The sequence below is a fragment of the Agarivorans litoreus genome, from assembly GCF_019649015.1.
Taxonomy (GTDB): Bacteria; Pseudomonadota; Gammaproteobacteria; order Enterobacterales; family Celerinatantimonadaceae; genus Agarivorans; species Agarivorans litoreus.
Map to the genome: position 1 here is coordinate 691,856 of NZ_BLPI01000001.1, position 17,796 is coordinate 709,651.

Annotated in this window: 16 protein-coding genes; 5 read left to right on the forward strand and 11 right to left on the reverse strand. The window is 43.5% G+C overall.

The annotated features are described in order from the left end of the window. Positions 1-24: 24 nt before the first annotated feature. The 3 genes from K5L93_RS03155 to K5L93_RS03165 form a co-directional block, all read right to left on the reverse strand. Complete coding sequence (locus tag K5L93_RS03155; RefSeq protein ID WP_220718441.1) at positions 25-504, reverse strand: GNAT family N-acetyltransferase; 480 nt, start codon at positions 502-504, stop codon at positions 25-27. Further along, positions 501-1,379, reverse strand: a complete 879-nt coding sequence (locus tag K5L93_RS03160) for a bifunctional transcriptional activator/DNA repair enzyme AdaA (RefSeq protein ID WP_220718442.1) — start codon at positions 1,377-1,379, stop codon at positions 501-503. Before K5L93_RS03160 ends, K5L93_RS03155 begins: the two co-directional genes overlap by 4 nt. A 120-nt stretch (positions 1,380-1,499) precedes the next feature. Further along, positions 1,500-2,087 (reverse strand): substrate-binding periplasmic protein, encoded by a 588-nt coding sequence (locus K5L93_RS03165; RefSeq protein WP_220718443.1) that lies wholly within the window; start codon positions 2,085-2,087, stop codon positions 1,500-1,502. A 604-nt stretch (positions 2,088-2,691) separates the two neighbouring features. Here K5L93_RS03165 and K5L93_RS03170 point away from each other — a divergent pair. Beyond that, on the forward strand, positions 2,692-3,168 hold the full coding sequence (locus K5L93_RS03170; protein ID WP_220718444.1) for an MFS transporter: 477 nt from the start codon (positions 2,692-2,694) through the stop codon (positions 3,166-3,168). Here K5L93_RS03170 and K5L93_RS03175 read toward each other — a convergent pair. Continuing rightward, positions 3,160-4,191, reverse strand: coding sequence for an IS630 family transposase (locus K5L93_RS03175; RefSeq protein ID WP_220718255.1), 1,032 nt, complete (start codon positions 4,189-4,191; stop codon positions 3,160-3,162). The genes K5L93_RS03170 and K5L93_RS03175 overlap by 9 nt on opposite strands. Positions 4,192-4,300: 109 nt before the next feature. Between K5L93_RS03175 and K5L93_RS03180 the strand changes: the two genes are divergently transcribed. Then, positions 4,301-4,954, forward strand: a complete 654-nt coding sequence (locus K5L93_RS03180; protein ID WP_220718445.1) for an MFS transporter — start codon at positions 4,301-4,303, stop codon at positions 4,952-4,954. A 138-nt stretch (positions 4,955-5,092) separates the two neighbouring features. Here the strand turns inward: K5L93_RS03180 and K5L93_RS03185 are convergent, their stop codons facing one another. Both K5L93_RS03185 and K5L93_RS03190 read right to left on the reverse strand, forming a co-directional pair. Continuing rightward, positions 5,093-6,811 carry a carbohydrate-binding module family 20 domain-containing protein gene (locus tag K5L93_RS03185; protein WP_220718446.1) on the reverse strand — a complete coding sequence of 573 codons (1,719 nt, stop codon included), beginning with the start codon at positions 6,809-6,811 and terminating at the stop codon, positions 5,093-5,095. A 740-nt stretch (positions 6,812-7,551) separates the two neighbouring features. Continuing rightward, a complete protein-coding gene (locus K5L93_RS03190; protein ID WP_220721412.1) occupies positions 7,552-8,652 on the reverse strand; it encodes an ISAs1 family transposase in 1,101 nt (366 codons plus the stop codon). A gap of 331 nt (positions 8,653-8,983) precedes the next feature. Here K5L93_RS03190 and K5L93_RS03195 point away from each other — a divergent pair, with 331 nt between their 5' ends. Together K5L93_RS03195 and K5L93_RS03200 are read left to right on the forward strand one after the other, a co-directional pair. Further along, entirely contained in the window at positions 8,984-10,411 is a 1,428-nt protein-coding gene (locus K5L93_RS03195; protein ID WP_220718447.1) for a YcjX family GTP-binding protein, read from the forward strand. Next, a complete protein-coding gene (locus K5L93_RS03200; RefSeq protein WP_220718448.1) occupies positions 10,408-11,442 on the forward strand; it encodes a YcjF family protein in 1,035 nt (344 codons plus the stop codon). Before K5L93_RS03195 ends, K5L93_RS03200 begins: the two co-directional genes overlap by 4 nt. Before the next feature lie 174 nt (positions 11,443-11,616). Here K5L93_RS03200 and K5L93_RS03205 read toward each other — a convergent pair whose 3' ends face one another. Next, complete coding sequence (locus K5L93_RS03205; protein WP_220718449.1) at positions 11,617-12,105, reverse strand: GNAT family N-acetyltransferase; 489 nt, start codon at positions 12,103-12,105, stop codon at positions 11,617-11,619. A gap of 235 nt (positions 12,106-12,340) precedes the next feature. Here K5L93_RS03205 and yidA point away from each other — a divergent pair, with 235 nt between their 5' ends. Then, positions 12,341-13,165, forward strand: coding sequence for a sugar-phosphatase (gene yidA, locus K5L93_RS03210; protein WP_220718450.1), 825 nt, complete (start codon positions 12,341-12,343; stop codon positions 13,163-13,165). 116 nt (positions 13,166-13,281) lie between these two features. Here the strand turns inward: yidA and K5L93_RS03215 are convergent, their stop codons facing one another. From K5L93_RS03215 to secD, 4 genes are all read right to left on the reverse strand, one after another. Beyond that, positions 13,282-13,932, reverse strand: coding sequence for a DedA family protein (locus K5L93_RS03215; RefSeq protein ID WP_220718451.1), 651 nt, complete (start codon positions 13,930-13,932; stop codon positions 13,282-13,284). Positions 13,933-13,995: 63 nt separating this feature from the next. Next, the gene (locus K5L93_RS03220; RefSeq protein WP_220718452.1) at positions 13,996-15,087 is read right to left on the reverse strand and encodes a calcium:cation antiporter; all 1,092 of its coding nucleotides are present in this window, start codon (positions 15,085-15,087) and stop codon (positions 13,996-13,998) included. Next, positions 15,084-15,986, reverse strand: coding sequence for a protein translocase subunit SecF (gene secF / locus K5L93_RS03225; protein ID WP_220718453.1), 903 nt, complete (start codon positions 15,984-15,986; stop codon positions 15,084-15,086). The genes K5L93_RS03220 and secF overlap by 4 nt, the downstream gene beginning before the upstream one ends. A 2-nt stretch (positions 15,987-15,988) precedes the next feature. After that, positions 15,989-17,776, reverse strand: a complete 1,788-nt coding sequence (secD, locus tag K5L93_RS03230; protein ID WP_373869965.1) for a protein translocase subunit SecD — start codon at positions 17,774-17,776, stop codon at positions 15,989-15,991. Positions 17,777-17,796 lie beyond the last annotated feature (20 nt).

Below are 17,796 nucleotides of genomic sequence, written 5' to 3' on the forward strand. Positions count from 1 at the left end.
TTCCTATCTGTAATTTTCGCTTATTCACTTTAGTTTCATTAAATAGATATGCTGCGGCCCTGCTGGCCCTCCCCGATACAAAACGTCACTGTCTTTAAATCCACACTTTTTATATAAACCCTGCGCAGCGTGATTGCGACAATTTACCGTTAAGCATAAAAATTCAAAACCTGAATGTAACCGAGAGACATAATCCTTAAGCTGCAAACCCGCTTGATATCCGTAACCTCTTCCTTGGTGACGATGGTCGATGAAAAATGACCTCAACAATACAGCCTTGTTCAGTGGCAAACTTTGGTGATATGGATAATGCTGATCAATCACAAAAAAACCGACTAATTGTTTATCAACCATCATCAAATGCGCTGATTGTTGCTCACTCAGTTGTTGTAAAATATCTGCGATGTTTTTTACGTAGTTTTGCTGCTCCGGAGCTACTTGTAGCGCCAAAACCTGCGCTAAATATTGTTCTGCAAAAGGCTGCAAATCCATCTCTGGCCTCATGCACTCTCCCCATATTGATTACTTTGCTCAGCCAATACCGCTTCGCGGCCCATCATTAATTGTTTTCTATCTAGCCCCCAGCGATAGCCACCCAAAGCACCACTTCTGCGAATCACACGGTGACAAGGGATAATAAATGCGATGGGATTTTTTGCGACAGCGCTGGCAACTGCGCGAGTCGCATTAGCCGAGCTCACCTGCTGTGCCAAAAACTGGTAAGAACACAAATTGCCGCTAGGCACTTTTAACAAAGCTTGCCACACTTGTAACTGAAAGTTTGTTCCTTTTAGCCATAACGATAAAGCTTGTTTAGGAGGCGCTTTTTGGCTAAATATTTGAGTCAACAAGGGCCTTATCGCATCATCATCATGAATACATTTGGCTTTAGGCCACGCCTTGGTGAGCTCTTCCAATGGTATTTGCTGCTGCTCTGCTTCACAGAAACTTAACTGGCAAATCCCTCTATGCGTAGTCGCAATAAATGCACAACCAAAGGGCGTGATTCCCCAGCCATAATGAATAGTTAAACCTTCACCTTGAGCCTTAGCCTCACCAGGTGTTACCGCTTCAATGTTTACAAATAAGTCGTATAAACGGGCACCGCTTGATAAGCCAACATCGTAAGCAAGCTCTAATACCGAGCGTGATTCAAACAACTGCTCGCGCGCTTTTTGCAAAGTGAGATACTGCAAAAAGCGCTTTGGCGATACCCCAGCCCATTGGCTAAATAAACGCTGCAAGTGAGACTCGCTCAACCCTATATCTTCGGCCAAATCTTTAAGTTCTGGTTGCTGCTGTTGGTGTTCAACTAAATAGGCCATTGCTTGACTTATTTGCTGATACTCTCGATGCGATTGCAATGGACTTTGCTCCATAACGTTTCCTCACTAGCCTTTAATCGCAACTTTAACCTAATTGAATCATAGGCTCGACCCGATAATTGCAAAATAAGAGATTAGGAAATGTTGAGAGTAAAATTAGAAAGCACCTTTCGGTTAGTAGCCAGAATTTAGCACCTGTTGTTCAGCTTGTTCGATAACTTGGGCTAACTCGCCAGACCTAAGCATCGCCTGAATTACCTCATCCACTTTCGCGACTAAGTGGCGCTCTCGTTCATGAATATAATGATAAAGCGGGAACACCGCCAATGGCGCCGAATAAGCGATGTGTTCGTTAAGTTTTAATCGCTTCGAAGCGACTAAACCATCAACTTTATTTGTGAGTGCCACATCTGCTCGCCCTCGGTGAACAAAGCTTAGGAGTTTGTCAGTACTACTTAGTTGTTCAACATACTTGTGATTAGCAGTAACATCGGCAGTATGTTTAACCCCTCTCACTACCACTAATTTATATCGCTCTAAGTCAGACAAGGTAGATATTGTTAGCGCTCGTTCGCTTAAGTAAAACGCGGTGGTGTTCAGTGAATAATAAGGTGTTGGCACACGAACCAATTGCGGGTTCTGCTCCCCATAACTCCATATTCGCATTACTTCACCGTCCACCAAACCATTGGATGCCTCAGCCTGTGCGCGCTTTGCTGGGTAATTTTCAATGTCGATATTATAACCAAGTTTTTTATACACGACCTGCAACACCTCTATCCCAACACGTTGTTCAAACAGGTGTTCGATAGCGGCAAAACGAAAATCGGCCTTGGCACAAGCAAAGCTAGTGAAACTCCAGATAAACAGCAGTGCAATAGACCTACAAATAACTTATCCCCATAATGTTGAACCTCTTTATTTCAAACGACATGCTTTACTAAGCGTAGCTCAATAAGTCTTTAATGAAGAACCATAAAATGTAAGATTAGCACTGAGCGTAAGACATAAAAACCAGCAAGTAATAGCTAGGGTCTGTTGATCTTTGCTGATGGTTTTTACAGCAATTTATTAGCCATTTAGGCAAGGCAGTGAGTGTGCAGTTAAGTGGGCTTAATAATCACTCGCTAGCGCTGAATAAATGGCTAAGAAATGCTGCCCGAAGGGTTCGAATAAGCGAACTTTACTCTTTGTTAAGCACTTCTTGCTTAGCCCGCTAGACTTCTAAGTGCTCGCCGCGATTAAAGCCCGCTTATCTCGAACAAAATTTCAACACCAAAGATCAACAGACCCTAATTAAACTTCATTAGGTTATTTGAAAATTAGGGCTATAATGCCGCCATTTTATAGTACAAGGTTCGGTAGTGTGTTTAAGCCTAAAGCAGCCAGTTGGATAAGCTTATATTTTTCAGGATTGTTCTTTGCCTGGGGGATCTTTTTGCCCTTTTGGGCGCTGTGGCTGGAAAGCGAGGGCTTAGATCCTAGCCAGATTGGTATGTTACTTGGCTTTAGCATGCTGGCACGTTTTCTTGGCAATGTGCTACTTATGCCGCGAATTAAATCCGCTAAACACCTTTTGCCAGGAGTTCGATGGGTGAGCTTTGCCAGTATATTGGTAGTGGCTAGCCTGTGCTGGTTAAACGGCTACTTTTGGCTAACAGTACTCACGCTTGCCGCTAACTTTTTTATTGCCACCTTAATTCCCCTCGGTGATGCTGTTGCTACTAAGTGGGTAAGCCAGCTGCAACTAGACTACGGCCGCGTTCGGGTATTTGGCTCTATTGCATTTATTGTCTCTTCTACCCTTTTAGGGCTTGGCCTCACTTATACCCAATCAACTTGAAGATGCAGGCTTGAGTACCTGAAAATTATCGTTCACTCGAGATGCCAAGGAGCCTGCGATCTCCTGAAGAGTCACAGAAAAAAATTGGTCTATCGCCGCCTTAAAGTCTCGTTTATTTTTGAAATAAACGTTGTTTCTCGACTTCTCGTTCATTACCTTCCATAACCGCTCTATTGGGTTGAGGTTTGGACTGTAAGGTGGGAGGTAATGCAATTCAATATTAAGGACAAACGCGGCATCTTTGACTAAGTTACTACGGTGATATCCCGCACCATCTAAAATGATATGAAGCTTATGGCCTAACGGGTAACTCTCTCTGAGCTTACAGAAAAAACGAACAATATTTTCACTGTTAATGCTTTCGTAATCGCTAACAACCGTCGCTCCAATATCGGATAAATTCAGTGCGCCAATAAGGTTTAACCGACTACGGTTGCCCGTTGTTTCAATCACTTTTTCTTGGCCTGTACGTATCCAGCCATGGGTGATTTTGGTCGATAGCGTCGGGTGAACGGCATCGATAAACAATATCGATTCATCCTCGCCACAGCTTGTCTTTAGAGCTTCATAAGCTTCGATGAACGCCCGTTGTTTTGTCTCATCAAACTTGTGTGGAACGCCTTTCGGTTGCTTGTAGCTAAAACCATTGTGATGAAGCCACTTGTTCATACCAGAAACCGTATAATCAAGTCCAAATGTCTCTTTAACGTAGGCGACAACTTGATGAGTGTGAGAATAGGTTTTCTCGGTCAAATGCTCGATTAGGTGCATGGTTTGAGTAGCAGAAAGTTTACTTTGGCTTCCGCCATTTTCGGGCTTAAGTTTTTCAGAAAGAACATAGTCGCTGAGATGTCGAGCGACTGTCGACTCGTGGATGCGAAGGGCTTGAGAAATCATCACCTGACTCCAACCTTCAGAAGCAAGTAATACCGCTTTGATACGGTCTCGCACTCGACCATCGCGAGTGGAATCATGCATCTGCTCGAGTTGCTGTTTCTGTTGAGGAGTCAGTATAATTTTCATGGTGTGTAGCATGATCCTCATTGACGAAAAAATCAATCACCTTCAATGATCACGGGTATATTTTTCTCACTCGTTAATCTTATATGCAACGCTTGCTTCTTTGGTTGTGATGTGGGGCTTAAGCTTGCTAACGCCCGCTAGCGCGCTAGTCGACGATGAAAATGACGGTGAACCGGTAAGCGGCAAGCTATGGCCGGTACTTAAACAAACACACGCGCTTAAATTTGTGGCAGTAACCGCGTTAATTCAAGGCTCTCACGCTGCTTACTATGCCTACAGCACGCTTTACTGGAAAAGCATTGGCTATGCAGAATCAACCATCGGTTACCTGTGGTCTATCGGTGTGGCATTAGAAATGAGCATTCTAATCTTTGGCAGTAAATGGTTTAAAAGCTGGAATGCCAACAAAATGTTTTTGCTCGCGGCAGTGGGCGGAGTTATCCGCTGGGGTATTTTTGGTAGCACCGAAGTATTGCCACTGATGATGCTATCGCAAGGCTTGCACGCCTTAACTTTTGCACTTACCCAACTTGCTGCTATCAAGTACATTGCATCAGAGGCACCAAGCTCTCAAGCTATCCCGCTGCAGGCATTGTACTCAGCCATTGCGCTAAATATGGGAACCGCCTTACTCACCTTCCTCAGTAGTGCCTTGTATGAGCCAATGGGTTCGGGGATCTTTTTAATTATGGGCGGCTTATCTGCGCTGGCCATTCCGCTATTGTTGCTAAATGCAAAGTCAGCCAAAGCAAGCAACTCGTGATAACCACCAGCGACAAAATAGCAATGCTGAGTAACAAAAAATCCGAGTGTAATGATTTACACTCGGATTTATTTTTTAGCTATTGCCTAGCCATAGCTTTGACTAGCAGTACAGTAGCACTACAAAGCAAGCCTTGGTTTAAAAGCTACCTGCAGTTGACGCACCATTACCGGTATTCACCGCGTTATTAGCACCCGATTGCCACTGAATAACATTGCTAGGGTCAGTTTCGTTACGAATAATACATTTCCATTCGATATCCGTCGCTTTAGGAAGTTTGATGGTGCCAGTCCAAGTTGGGTAGCTTGTTGGGCTTAATAACACCGCGCTAGCAGCTTGCCAGTTACCCAATGCAGCATTGTTACCAACCGCATAAACGCTATCACCCATATTGGTATTGCCGTTGTTACAAGTGAAGCTAACGTCTACTTCATCTGTTGGGTCAATAACGCCACCGGTTTCTGCCAGCCACATTCTTGCTGAGCCAGCAGGCACATTAACGGTGTGGTAAGAACTGTTAACCTTAAAGCTTGAGCCACTGAATACATCAACATAGTTTTTAGCGCTGTTTAAATTACTCGCGTTAATGCTAATGTCTTTGGCATAACCACATTTGTTAATACCCATTACGCCAGCATCGCCACGGCGCAAAACAATGGCACATTGATCGGTATACAATACTTCTTCGTCAGCACCTTGAACGCCATTGTGGAATTTAACCATGGCTTTAAGGTTGTCTTGTTTGTAATCATTTACCCAACGGCCATTATCAACACCGGTCGCATCACTAAATACCATTGGCACACCTTCTTGGCGACCCATAATATAAGCGTAAGCGAGGTGTTCATTGCTTTCACTCATGATTTGATAACGGAAGCCATCGTTGCTTGGAATATCATGGGTAATAGTGAAAGTTAATGCACGCATGCCATCAATAGCCCCACCCCAAGATTTGGGATTAGCTAAAGCTTCTAAGCTACCGTTAACATCAAAGGCATCACGTAATGTTTTTAATAGTGGGAAGTCGTAAGCACTGTGCGAGGTTTCACGTAAGTAAGGTTCTAAGAAGGTATCGTAATCAGCGTTACCCGCACCAGCACCAGTGATAATTTCACCAAATAAATACATATCTTGTTTGATGTTAGCGTCGAACACTTGGTTGATATGCCAAGTAGTCATGTGTTTGGCAGCATCAATACGAAAACCCGTAACGCCCATGTTTTTAATCGCTTGAACATAGTTCTTTTGCTGTGCACGAACCCAATCATTAGGATCTAAATCTGGTAAACCCGGGTCGCCATTACCACCGCAGATACGGCCGTTCATTGATTCCCAAACATCTGTCCAGTTGGTGATACAGAAGCCGGCGTGGAAATCACCAGGAGAAAACAGGTTATTATTCAAATCACCAAACAGTTTTTGTCTATTCCAGTAATCACTGTTACTTGCATAGTTATTAAGGGTATCACTGCCTGGGAAGTAGGTAGAGTTTCCACGCTCATTGGCCATCTGATTAATCACGATGTCAGCATAGGTATTTACTCCGTGTGCTTTCAAGGCATTAATCATGTTTTGGAAATCTTCTTTATTACCGCGGTTATTATCGATGACTCGATAATCTTGCGGCTGATAGCGTGCCCACCACTGAGTGTTGCTGCTATCCGACTTCAGTGGCGGCGCTACTAAGACATTCTTATAACCAATATCTGCGATTTCAGCTGCCTTTTCTGCAACCTCTGAATATCGCCAATCAAAGGCATGTAAAATAACATCAGCACTGGTCAGCTGTGAAAACACAGCCAATGAAGTACCCAATAGACACGTATTTATAGCATTCGCTTTAGTTTTGTATTTCATTATTAGTAAATCCTTTCCCATGATCACTATATTTAATGAACACAAAGACCAATTTATAGAAGTAAATTATATTGTTAAGACAACGTTTAAAACAGCAGAAGCATTCAATACATTATTTCTTAGTGCTATTGTTTTCTTTACTTTAAGTTGAGCTGAACAAAACCGCTCTGTAATCTTGCTTGCAAGCTAAGTCATAATATCTGCATTGTGGAGATCTCCACTATTTTAACGCTGAATCACTGGTCCTTGTGGCTAAGTGAGAGTTAATAACTCTTTCGTTTACTGCCTTATCGACGCCGATAACATCAAAAAAACATCAACTTCAGGTAATTTACTGACATATCGGTGTGTGTCAACGAAGAGCAAAGGAGATATTCTAAAGTGTGAAGCAAGTGCCTATTACAGCTAAGAATTAATTTATATTACCTAAGGTTAAATTAACCAATCAATTAAAACAAAGCTTTTACTGCTAATTAAATACAGCTATCCATACAATATTTAAAACACGTACTAATATAAAAATTTTATAAATAAGCTTTCTACTTTTTCTTAAAAATCTTATTCCCATATTTATCTTTACAATCCATTTACATCAAGGGGTGTAATAGAAAGGCGAATAAGGGAGCAGCATTGGAAGCTAGCCCTTAGATGAATAAAATTTAATCTTGGTATCTACCAAAATTTGCTACATTAAGGCTTAAGCGAAGCCAACTGCAGGGCGGGAGCATACTTTGATGGATTTATAACCCAAAGAAGACTCTTGCCCTATAATCATCGTTCCAACCCGCTTTCTTCAGCTTCACTTTTTGGCTCGGCGCACCACATTCGCATTGCTTGAGCATATTCATCACAAAACGTCTAGATAACGCAATGTTTTCAACGGCACCATCTAAAGTAATACGAGAGCTATCTTCTTTAAAAACAACATCTAAAACATAATGTTGGCTGTTCTCAATCCGCCAATGCTGGCGAATATAATGGCCCAGTAGTTTGTGGTTTGGCGACAAAGAACTAATGTAGTAAGAGGTATCTACAGTACCTTTACCATTGATCACACGATGGCGTTCCACTGCTATGATGCTTCTTATCGTCGGCCATTTCTTCGCCAATTCGTCGGGCAATTTGGCCTTTATCTGAAATACGTATCGCTCTTCGCTGCGACCATGTTTTTTCTCTTTGACCTCGGTGACTATTTTCTCTTTACCTGCATCAAAAATCGCTTGGAACTGCTCCACAACAGCCGCTCTAAGCTTGGGCTGATTATTCTTAACCTGGACAACAACATGCGCTTGTTTTTCTTTGATTTTTTCTAGTGTTTCACGCTGGCAATGCAGTGCATCAACCGTGACAACACTACCCTTTACATTAATGACATCAAGCATTTGACGAACAATGCTTATTTCACCATTTTTAGTCTCAGTCGGCTTTTGGCTTAGAACGAGGCCACGCTCGGTGTCGTAAGCCGTGACCAACTGCAATGCTGTTTTCCTGTCGTTACGATAGGAGCCCCGTAGAACCTTTCCGTCAAAAGCGATAATGGGTTTGTTCTGAGTAGTTCGTTGTTCGTTAATCCAAAGAGCCAAAGCTTCAAGCAAAGATTCCGCAACAACGGAACGCAAGATGCGAGCTATCGTGTGTCTTCGAGGGATGCCATGCTCGAATGGTCGATATTTTCTTAACCAGTCGAGTTTTTCTTCTCCAAAAAATTCAATGTCTTGCCAACCTTCGCATCCCGATGCGATAGCGCTGATCACAAGGAACATAACATCAATAAGGTTGTGTTTCTGGTTGATGTCCGATCGAGTATCTTCTACAACAGATAAGTGTTCAATAAGGTTCAAAATGACTGTGCTGCTGAGGGTTTGGCACAATTAGATCATATTAGTTAACAAAGTGCGATCCCGCCCTGAAGCCAACTGAGGTTAGCCCCCTAACTTGGATCTTGGATGATAAGTCCTGATATTAGTTAAAGCTTATTGGTCTTTCGAGCTGCTTTTGTAGCAGTGAGCAGAGTTATTTATCCAAGGCAAAGGCTTGACGTACGGTTAGCCTAAATAAGAAGCCAGTAACACGTTGGAAATACGCCTAAAATGATGCCGTCTCGAACTCAATTTTACCGCGAACGGTCAATAGCCCCTAAAAATCACCCATACAAAGGTTGCAGCTGTATTCATGAATTTTTCTCGACTATCACGCGTTAAAACGAAAGCCGATGACCTAGCTAAGCTAACTATGGATAAACACATGCGTTTAGCGGTAACAGGCTTAAGTGGCGCAGGTAAAACCGCCTTTATCACTTCCCTGGTCAATCAGTTGCTATTGGGTGCAGAAAACCACCAACTGCCCTTATGGAAGTTAGCCCGTGAACACCGTTTTTTAGGGGCTAAACGCACCCAACAGCCGCACTTACATGTAGCCAGTTTTGATTACCAAGGTGGAATGGATGCACTACACAGCCAGCCGCCACGCTGGCCTTCGCCCACTCATGGGGTGAGTGAAATACGCCTCAAGTTGCGATATATCCCACAATCAATGCTGTGGAGAAAGCTCAACAGCACTGCCACACTCAACCTAGACATTGTTGACTACCCTGGCGAGTGGCTACTTGATCTGCCCTTACTGGAGCAAAGTTATGCTCAATGGTGCGAACATATAGAAAGCAGTTTGCAGGACTCGCGCAAAACCGAGCTCGCCAGCGTTTGGCAAGCTATGGTGCAGGACTTAGATATTCATAGCACTGCCGACGAAAATCGCATGGCCGACATTGCTAATACTTACACCGACTACTTGCACCAATGCAAACAACAACTAGGTATGCACCACATTCAACCGGGTCGATTTGTACTACCTGGTGAGTTGGCGGGTGCGCCAGTGCTGGCATTTTTCCCGCTACCAGCAGCCTTGGCAAATAGTCCAAGCAAAGATAAAAAACAACATAAACAATCATATCTGGGCTTGTTAGAACAACGTTTTGAATACTACAAAGAGCATGTAGTAAAGCAGTTTTACCAGCAGCACTTTATAAAGTTTGACCGACAAATCGTGCTGGTGGATTGTTTAAGTCCTCTCAATAGCGGCCACGATAGTTTTTGCGATATGCAGTTAGCAGTAAACCAAATTCTGCACAGCTTTAACTATGGGAAAACCAGTTTACTGCGCCGCTTGTTTGCTCCCAAAATCGATAAACTGCTGTTTGCCGCCACTAAAGCCGACCATGTGAGCATCGATCAACACAACAACTTGGTGCAACTGCTAAGTGAAGTCGTCGCTGAAGGCAAACGCCATGTGAAATTTGAAGGCATTACTACCGACACAATGGCCTTAGCGTCTATTAAAGCCACACAAAGCGGTAAAGCCCAGCTGAATGGAGAAAGCATTTCTGCCATTAAAGGTATATTGCAAAGTGACGTAGAGAGCCAGCAACAAACCACCTTGTTTCCTGGTGAAGTGCCTAGCCAGTTACCCAAGCAAGACTTTTGGCAGCAACAAGGCTTCGAGTTTAGTCCTTTTCAAGCGCCAATCACCAGCCCTTATCAGGCTCTACCTCATCACCGTATCGACCAAGCGATTGAGTTTTTGCTAGGAGATAAATTTAAATGAATACCCCTATAAAGCAGCGCCAAGTGCTGCATACCGATGAAATCCCAAGTGAACAAGCTACAGAGACCCAAGGCAAGCCTGCCCCATTGGCCAGTAAACAAGTGCTCGATGAAGAACTCAATTGGCAAGAAGACGACACTCAAGAGCAATTAGAACCTCTAGACATTGAACTGCATCCGAAAAAAGCCAGCCCTTGGTTAAAATACGGCTTTAGCGCCGCCTTAGTTATCGCCTTTGGAGAAATTGCGCTAAGCCTTAGTGAGCTTTGGCAAAGCTCGCCAACTCGCGCAGCAATATATAGCGCAGTATTAGCCAGCATTGTGATGGGTTTAGGAGCAATAAGCTTTAGTGAATTAGCCAAACTACGCCGCCTAAAACACTATCAAAAAGAACACCAATTAGGCGCTGCCTTGCTTGACCAAGAGAGCAGTGATGGTTCAAAAGCTAAAGCCTACTGTGAAAAGCTGGCCAAACTACAAGGCTTAACCGACAGCCAAGAATACTTGATCTGGAAGAATTGGCTAAGTGACAGTCATACCAATAAAGAGATCGTAAGCTTGTACAGCGAAACGGTATTAAGCCCTTTAGATAATCGCGCCAAACAAGTGATTAGTAAATGGTCTAGCGAAGCGGCAGTATTAGTTGCAATAAGCCCCTTAGCACTAGTCGATATGCTAATTATCTTTTGGCGCAACATTAAAATGATTGAAGCCGTCGCCAAGATTTATGGCATAGAACTGGGTTACTTAAGCCGAATTCGGCTTATCAAACAAGTATTTGCTAACATGATTTACGCAGCTGCGAGCGAAATTGTAGCCGATGTTGGTAGTGACTTATTGGGCGCAGAACTGACTGCCAAATTATCTGCTAAAGCAGCACAAGGCATTGGTGCAGGTTTACTTACTGCCCGCCTTGGTTTCAAAACCATGGAGCAAGTTAGGCCGATACCTTGGACACTCAACAACAAACCCAAGACTCAACAGCTAAAAGGCATACTGTTAGACAAAGTGAAACAGAAACTAAAAGGCTAAGAACGCAATCTTCAATAGGCCATTTACTTAGCTAAATGGCCTAGGGTTAGATTTTAAATCTTAGTGGCTCTGTCTGCGCCTTCCTGAAATGTTCTGACTAGCCTTGTTGAACTGTAAACTTAGCTGTTTCCATAACTCGTTTTCTTAAAGAATACCCACGAATAAGCTTTCTAGCTACAACGCTAAGGCCATTACCCAATCGTCCATAACGTAATCTTGGCCAATATCGGTGCATTGCTCAGCGACTTTAACAAAACCCATTTTTTGATATGCAGCTATAGAGTCATGATTATGTCGGTTTACTGTCAGCGTTATTTGCTGCAAGCCAAATTCATTGGCGAGTTGTTTGGCAAAGTTCATTGCTTGTTTAGCAAAACCTCGTCCTCGAAAACGAGAATGTACGTAAATCTTACTTAAAAATAGCTGCTGTTCCTGTCGCTGAACCCCTAGGTAACCTAGGTTTTCACCTTCACTCTGCAACAAATAGTAGTAATACTGCTCGACCTCAATTTGCTCAGCAACCCGTCTAGCAGAGTGAAAAGTACTAAGCATGTACTCCACCTGATCAACACCAATAATCGGCGTATAATGCTCTAGCCATATCTCTCTGCCCAACTCTGTAAGCTGTTGAATATCATGTTGATTACTTACCTGATGAAACACCCTACCTCCTTTTTACAACGAATATAGCTACGATTAACCGCACTTAGTTATCCTAAGCGCACCCTAGCATGAGATCCAAGGCCTACCAAACAGCAGCAAAAACACAAAGCTAAGGGTAGATTGATCTAAATTGCACCAATGTCACAGTTTTAAGGTAGAATCGCCGCTCATTTTAACAACGTTAGCTGTTAGCCTACTTCGGCTTGTTTAGCACTCACTAAAGGTTTGCCCATATATGATTAAACTTATCGCCCTAGATATGGACGGCACACTTCTCAATGACGAGAAAAAAATCACTCCGCGCACTTATCAAGCCATTCAGCAAGCTAAGCAAGCGGGTGTAAAAGTAGTACTTGCATCGGGTCGTCCGCTAGAAGGTTTACGTCCTTATTTAGAGCAACTCGAGTTAACCAGCGACCAAGATTTTGTTATTTCCTATAACGGCTCTTTAGTACAGCGTGTAGGCAGTGGAGAAATCATTCATAAAACCACGCTCAATGGCAGCGATGGTACACAGCTAGCCAAAGTAGCGGAGCAATTAGGTGTTTTTATCCACGCCTTCTCTGCAGAGCATGGTCTTATTACTCAACAGCACAACCCTTGGACTGATATAGAATCTTCTATTAACGGCATGGATGTAAGTGAAGTTAACTTTGCCTCACTGCAAGCAAACGATGCACTTACCAAAATTATGTTTGTTGCTGAAGAAAGCATTCTCGACAAGGCGATTGCCAACTTGCCTGCTGAGTTACGCGAGCAATACACAGTAGTGCGCAGTGCACCGTTTTTCTTAGAGTTTTTACACCGTGACAGCAACAAAGGTGTGGGTGTAGAACAGCTAGCCAATATCTTGGGTTTAAATGCATCTCAGGTAATGTGTGCTGGTGACGCCGACAACGACCGCCACATGCTGCAATACGCGGGTTTAGCGGTTGCGATGGCAAACGCAGATCCTGAAATTAAAGCAATGGCTAACTACATAGCTCCAAGCAATAAAGAAGATGGAGTTGCTGTAGCCATTGAAGAAAACGTACTAAATACGCTTTGCCCAACTTGTTAAGCTAAACGGTAAGCAAACACTAATTAAAACAGCTACCGAGAGAACACCGACAAAATAGCCGTTTTAAACATCGTATTTTACACTCAAACATTCATGCTTGAGTGTAAAATTTTCCATTAAATAGCACTCTGCTTTTTCGTTATCAAATAACGATAAAACAAACCGATAATAGCGGCTACCATTAAACTTAAACTGCTTGTTAACAAAAGCTTAGACATTAAAGCTTGGTGCTGACTTAATATTGGATTTACCATTATCCATTTGCCTGCAAGCAGCAACACTAAACACCATAATATCGAGCTAGATACACTCACAAAAAGCATTCGCCAAAAGCTTAATTTTGATAGACCCATTAGCATGGGGGTTAATACCCGCACAAATGGAATAAAGCGTGATACAAACAAAGATAAAAAGCCGTAGCGCTTTAGTAAGCCTTTAGCACGAGGCAATACATTGTTAGGTAACGCGCGGTTTAACAACAACACTAAACGCGTTTTATACAATAACCTTCCTTGCAAATACCCAGTCACACTGCCCATAGATGCAGCAATACTAAGTGCGGCTGCTGCACTATAAAAATCGAGTACACCTAGGCCAACCAAGCCTCCAACAAACAGCATTAAGCTATCCCCTGGAAAAGGCAAAAATACAAAACTAGACTCTAAAAACAGTATCAAAGCAAGTAACAAGATAAAACTCTTAAGTGAACTAACTTGCTGTAAGGTTTCAAAATCGTGGTGCCAGATAGCGACAATAATTTCTTGCATAATAATAAGTATCCTTAGAAACACTGCGCCGCCTGAGGCTAACAGCCACAAGGCGGCTGCCCCTTACTCGAACATTAAGATGATGTAAGCAATAAACAGGATTAAGTGAGCAACTCCATTTAGCGCATTGGTTCTGCCACTACTGAAGCTAACGCATGCCATTAACAAGGTAGTTGCTAACAGCACCATCTCAGCTGCCGTTAAACCCAGAACAATGGTTTGACTAATCAGCCCAGAAATAAGCAATACTGCAGGCACCGTTAGCGCAATGGTGGCTAATACCGAACCTAAAAATAGATTCATAGCGCGCTGCAATTGATTATTAAGTACTGCTTTAATCGCGCCCACAGCTTCTGGGGCTAAAATTAAAATAGCCACAATTAAGCCGCTCAATGCCGCCGGTGCCCCCAATAAACTCACGGTACCGTCTATGGGTACGGCTAAACTTTTTGCCAGTAGAATAACCACCAGCAAATAGCTCACAAGCATTATGGTGTGGTAAGCATTACTACCTAAAGGACCATGAAAATCATGTTCATCTTGGTGATCTTCATCCATAAAGAAGTGCGTATGGCTGCGTGTTTGAATAAACAAAAACACGCCGTACAACACAACCGACACTAATACCAAAGTAATGGTTAAAGCCACCGACATACCGCCACTTGCATCTATGCTGCTAAAGTTCGGGAGTACCAAACACAGTAAGGCTAATGGAATAATCGCCACCAAATATGATTGCATACCTTCAAGGTTGTATTTCTGGGTATGATATTTCACCCCACCAATAAGCAAAGTAATACCTAATAAGCCATTGAATACAGTCATCACCACAGCAAACATGGTGTCACGTGCTAATACAGGGTTTGCGTCTCCGGTAATCATTACCGAAGAAATCATCACCACCTCCAGCAATATTACCGACAAGGTAAGAATTAACGTGCCATAAGGGTCACCCAGCTTAATGGCTAAGGCATCAGAATGTCGCACCACAGCAAAAATGGCAGCCATTACCACTACAAATAATCCCGCTGTAAGCCCAACCCCCGTTATGGAGTTTAATTTTGTACCTAATAAGCCGTCGCCTCCCAGTTTAAAAAAGCCAACCGTAAGCACGCCTAGTAACAGTACAAACTCCTCTCTTAGAAAACGGCTCATGGCATGGCTTCCTCTAAACTAGGTTTAGCAACCCTGTAATGTGCTGGGCTTATACCAATCAATTGTGGCAGCGTAACGCCCAAGGAAATCGAAGACCAGGTACCGCAGGCGATTCCCAAACACAAAGCAACGGCAAAACCTTCTAAGGCTGGCCCCCCAAGCAACCACAAACTCGATACCGTCACCAAGGTAGTGCCCGAAGTGATAATAGTGCGAGAAAAGCTTGCGTGTATAGCATCGTTAATTAAGTTGTTAGCCTGGCCTTTAGGCTTCGCTTTAAACAATTCCCTTGCCCGATCTGCAATAATAATTGAGTCGTTTAACGAGTAGCCCAGCACAGCTAACACCGCAGCCAAAATCGTTAAGTTAAATTCAAACTGAGTAATAGCAAAAAGCCCTAAAACCAGTGTCACATCATGTACTAATGCCACCAAGGCCCCAAGTGCCAAACGCCACTCAAAGCGATAACTTAGATACAGCATGGTTAATACAAAACATGCAAAAATAGCCAGTCCGCCTTGTTCTACCATGTCTTGGCCAACTTGTGGGCCAACAACGCTACTATTCAGAACCTCTACCGTTTCACTAAAAGACTCAAGCAAAGGATTAAGCGCTACACTGTCGCCATCAACTTGATTGTAACGAAAGCTCCATCTACCTGGTTCGTTTGCGCTAATAACTTGAACATCCTGCTGCAAAGCGGTATCTAACAAAGGTTTAAAGTCGCTGGCGTGTAAATGTGTATCTAAGCGAGCCTCGGCGACCACTCCACCAGTAAAATCCAGCCCCCAATTTAAGCCCTTAATAGCAAGTGACGACACTGCAATAACAAACAGCACCGCCGAGATAATCGACATAAAATAGCGAGTTCGAGTAAGTTTTGAATGATAAGATGTCATAGTTATACCCTTACTTCACAGCGCTGATCGCGCCCCCAAATGAGATTGATAATGGCACGTGATAAAAACACGCCAGTAAACATACTAGTAAGCAAACCTAAGCCTAGCGTAATGGCAAAACCTTGCACAGGGCCATTGCCAATGGCGTACAGAGCAATCGCCACGATCATGGTGGTGAGATTGGCGTCGAATATGGAACTAAAAGCGCTTTGAAAGCCCTTATCAATACTTTGAGCAAAAGTACGTCCCTCTCGCATTTTGTCTCTAATACGTTCAAAAATAAGCACATTAGTGTCTACTGCCATCCCCACGGTTAACACCATGCCAGCAATACCAGGTAGCGTAAGTACCGCTCCGGGTAACAGTGCAATAAGGCCAAACAAACACACCATGTTAGACAGCAACGCTAGATTGGCTACCCAGCCCATTCGCCTATACCAAAGGGCAATAAAAGTCAGAGTTAACCCCAAACCTAAGGCCAAGGCTGCAAAGCCGTTCTGTACGTTTTCAGCCCCCAAAGAAGGCCCAATGGTTCGTTCCTCAATAATCGTTACTGGCGCGGTTAGTGAACCAGCACGCAATAACAATGCAAGTTCTTGAGCGTCTTGCATACTGCCCGCACCAGTAATTCGAAAACGGCTACCTAAAGCAGATTGAATAGTAGCTACACTAATCACCTTACTGACTTGCTGACTCTCGCCTTCGGCATTACGGCTGTATTCGCTATATAGGGTTGCCATCGGCTGGCCTATATTGTCGCGGCTAAAGGCGTTCATTTTGCGACCACCACTTGAATCAAGCGATATATTCACTTCTGCAGCCCCCATTTCGCCCATACCTGCACGTGCATCAATAATATGTTCACCACCTAAAATAGCCCTGCGGCTCACCTCAATGTTCGCGCCGTTGCTATCAAGTACCGTCTGGGTATTCATCGAGCGCGCTTCTGCCAATGAATGAAAAGACAACGACGCCGTTGCACCAATAACATCTTTAGCAGCTGCAGGATCTTGCACACCAGGTAATTCGATACGAATTCGATTAAGACCTTGGCGCTGCACCGAAGCTTCGGTAATCCCCAATTCAGCAATTCGTCCTCGCATTATTTGTAGATTTTGCTGAACGGTTAAGGTTCGTAAGGTAGAGCGTTCTTCTTCAGACAATGACAAGGTGATGGTATTACCACTAACTCGGCTTTCCATGCTAGAAAACTGTTCATGGGCGAGAACTCTAGCAGCGCTCATGTCAGCTTCGTTGCGCAGTGTAATTTGCACTTCATCATTATGAAATCGAGGACGACTGCCTCTAAACGCACTTCTAAACTCGTCAGCTACCGACTGATGCTGAGCTTGATAAACTGGAGCCATATCAACTTCCAGCAAAAACTGCACGCCACCGCTTAAATCCAAGCCCAAGGCAATAGGCGAAAAGCCTAGGTTAAGCAACCATTGTGGTGCGCCCGGCTCCATCGCCAAAGCCACGGTATTGCCCTCGCCAAGAACCGGCGCTAACGCCGCTTGAGCTTTAGTTTGTTCTAACGGGTCGTTTAGTAAAACAACTGTCTTCTCGTTTTTTTGCACAATACTCTTGGCATTGATGTTTGCGGCTTCTAAATAAAAAGCAATATCAACAGCATTAATTTGCTCGCCTCGATGGCTAATATGTAAAGCGGATTGCTCGCCGTATAACGAGGGTAAAGCACTAAATAACATCACCACCAAGGTGAAAATAAGTACGATATACTTCCATTTCGCATAGCGATTAATGGGTTTCTGGGACGTTTTCTTCAAAATAAACTCTCTGCAACAAT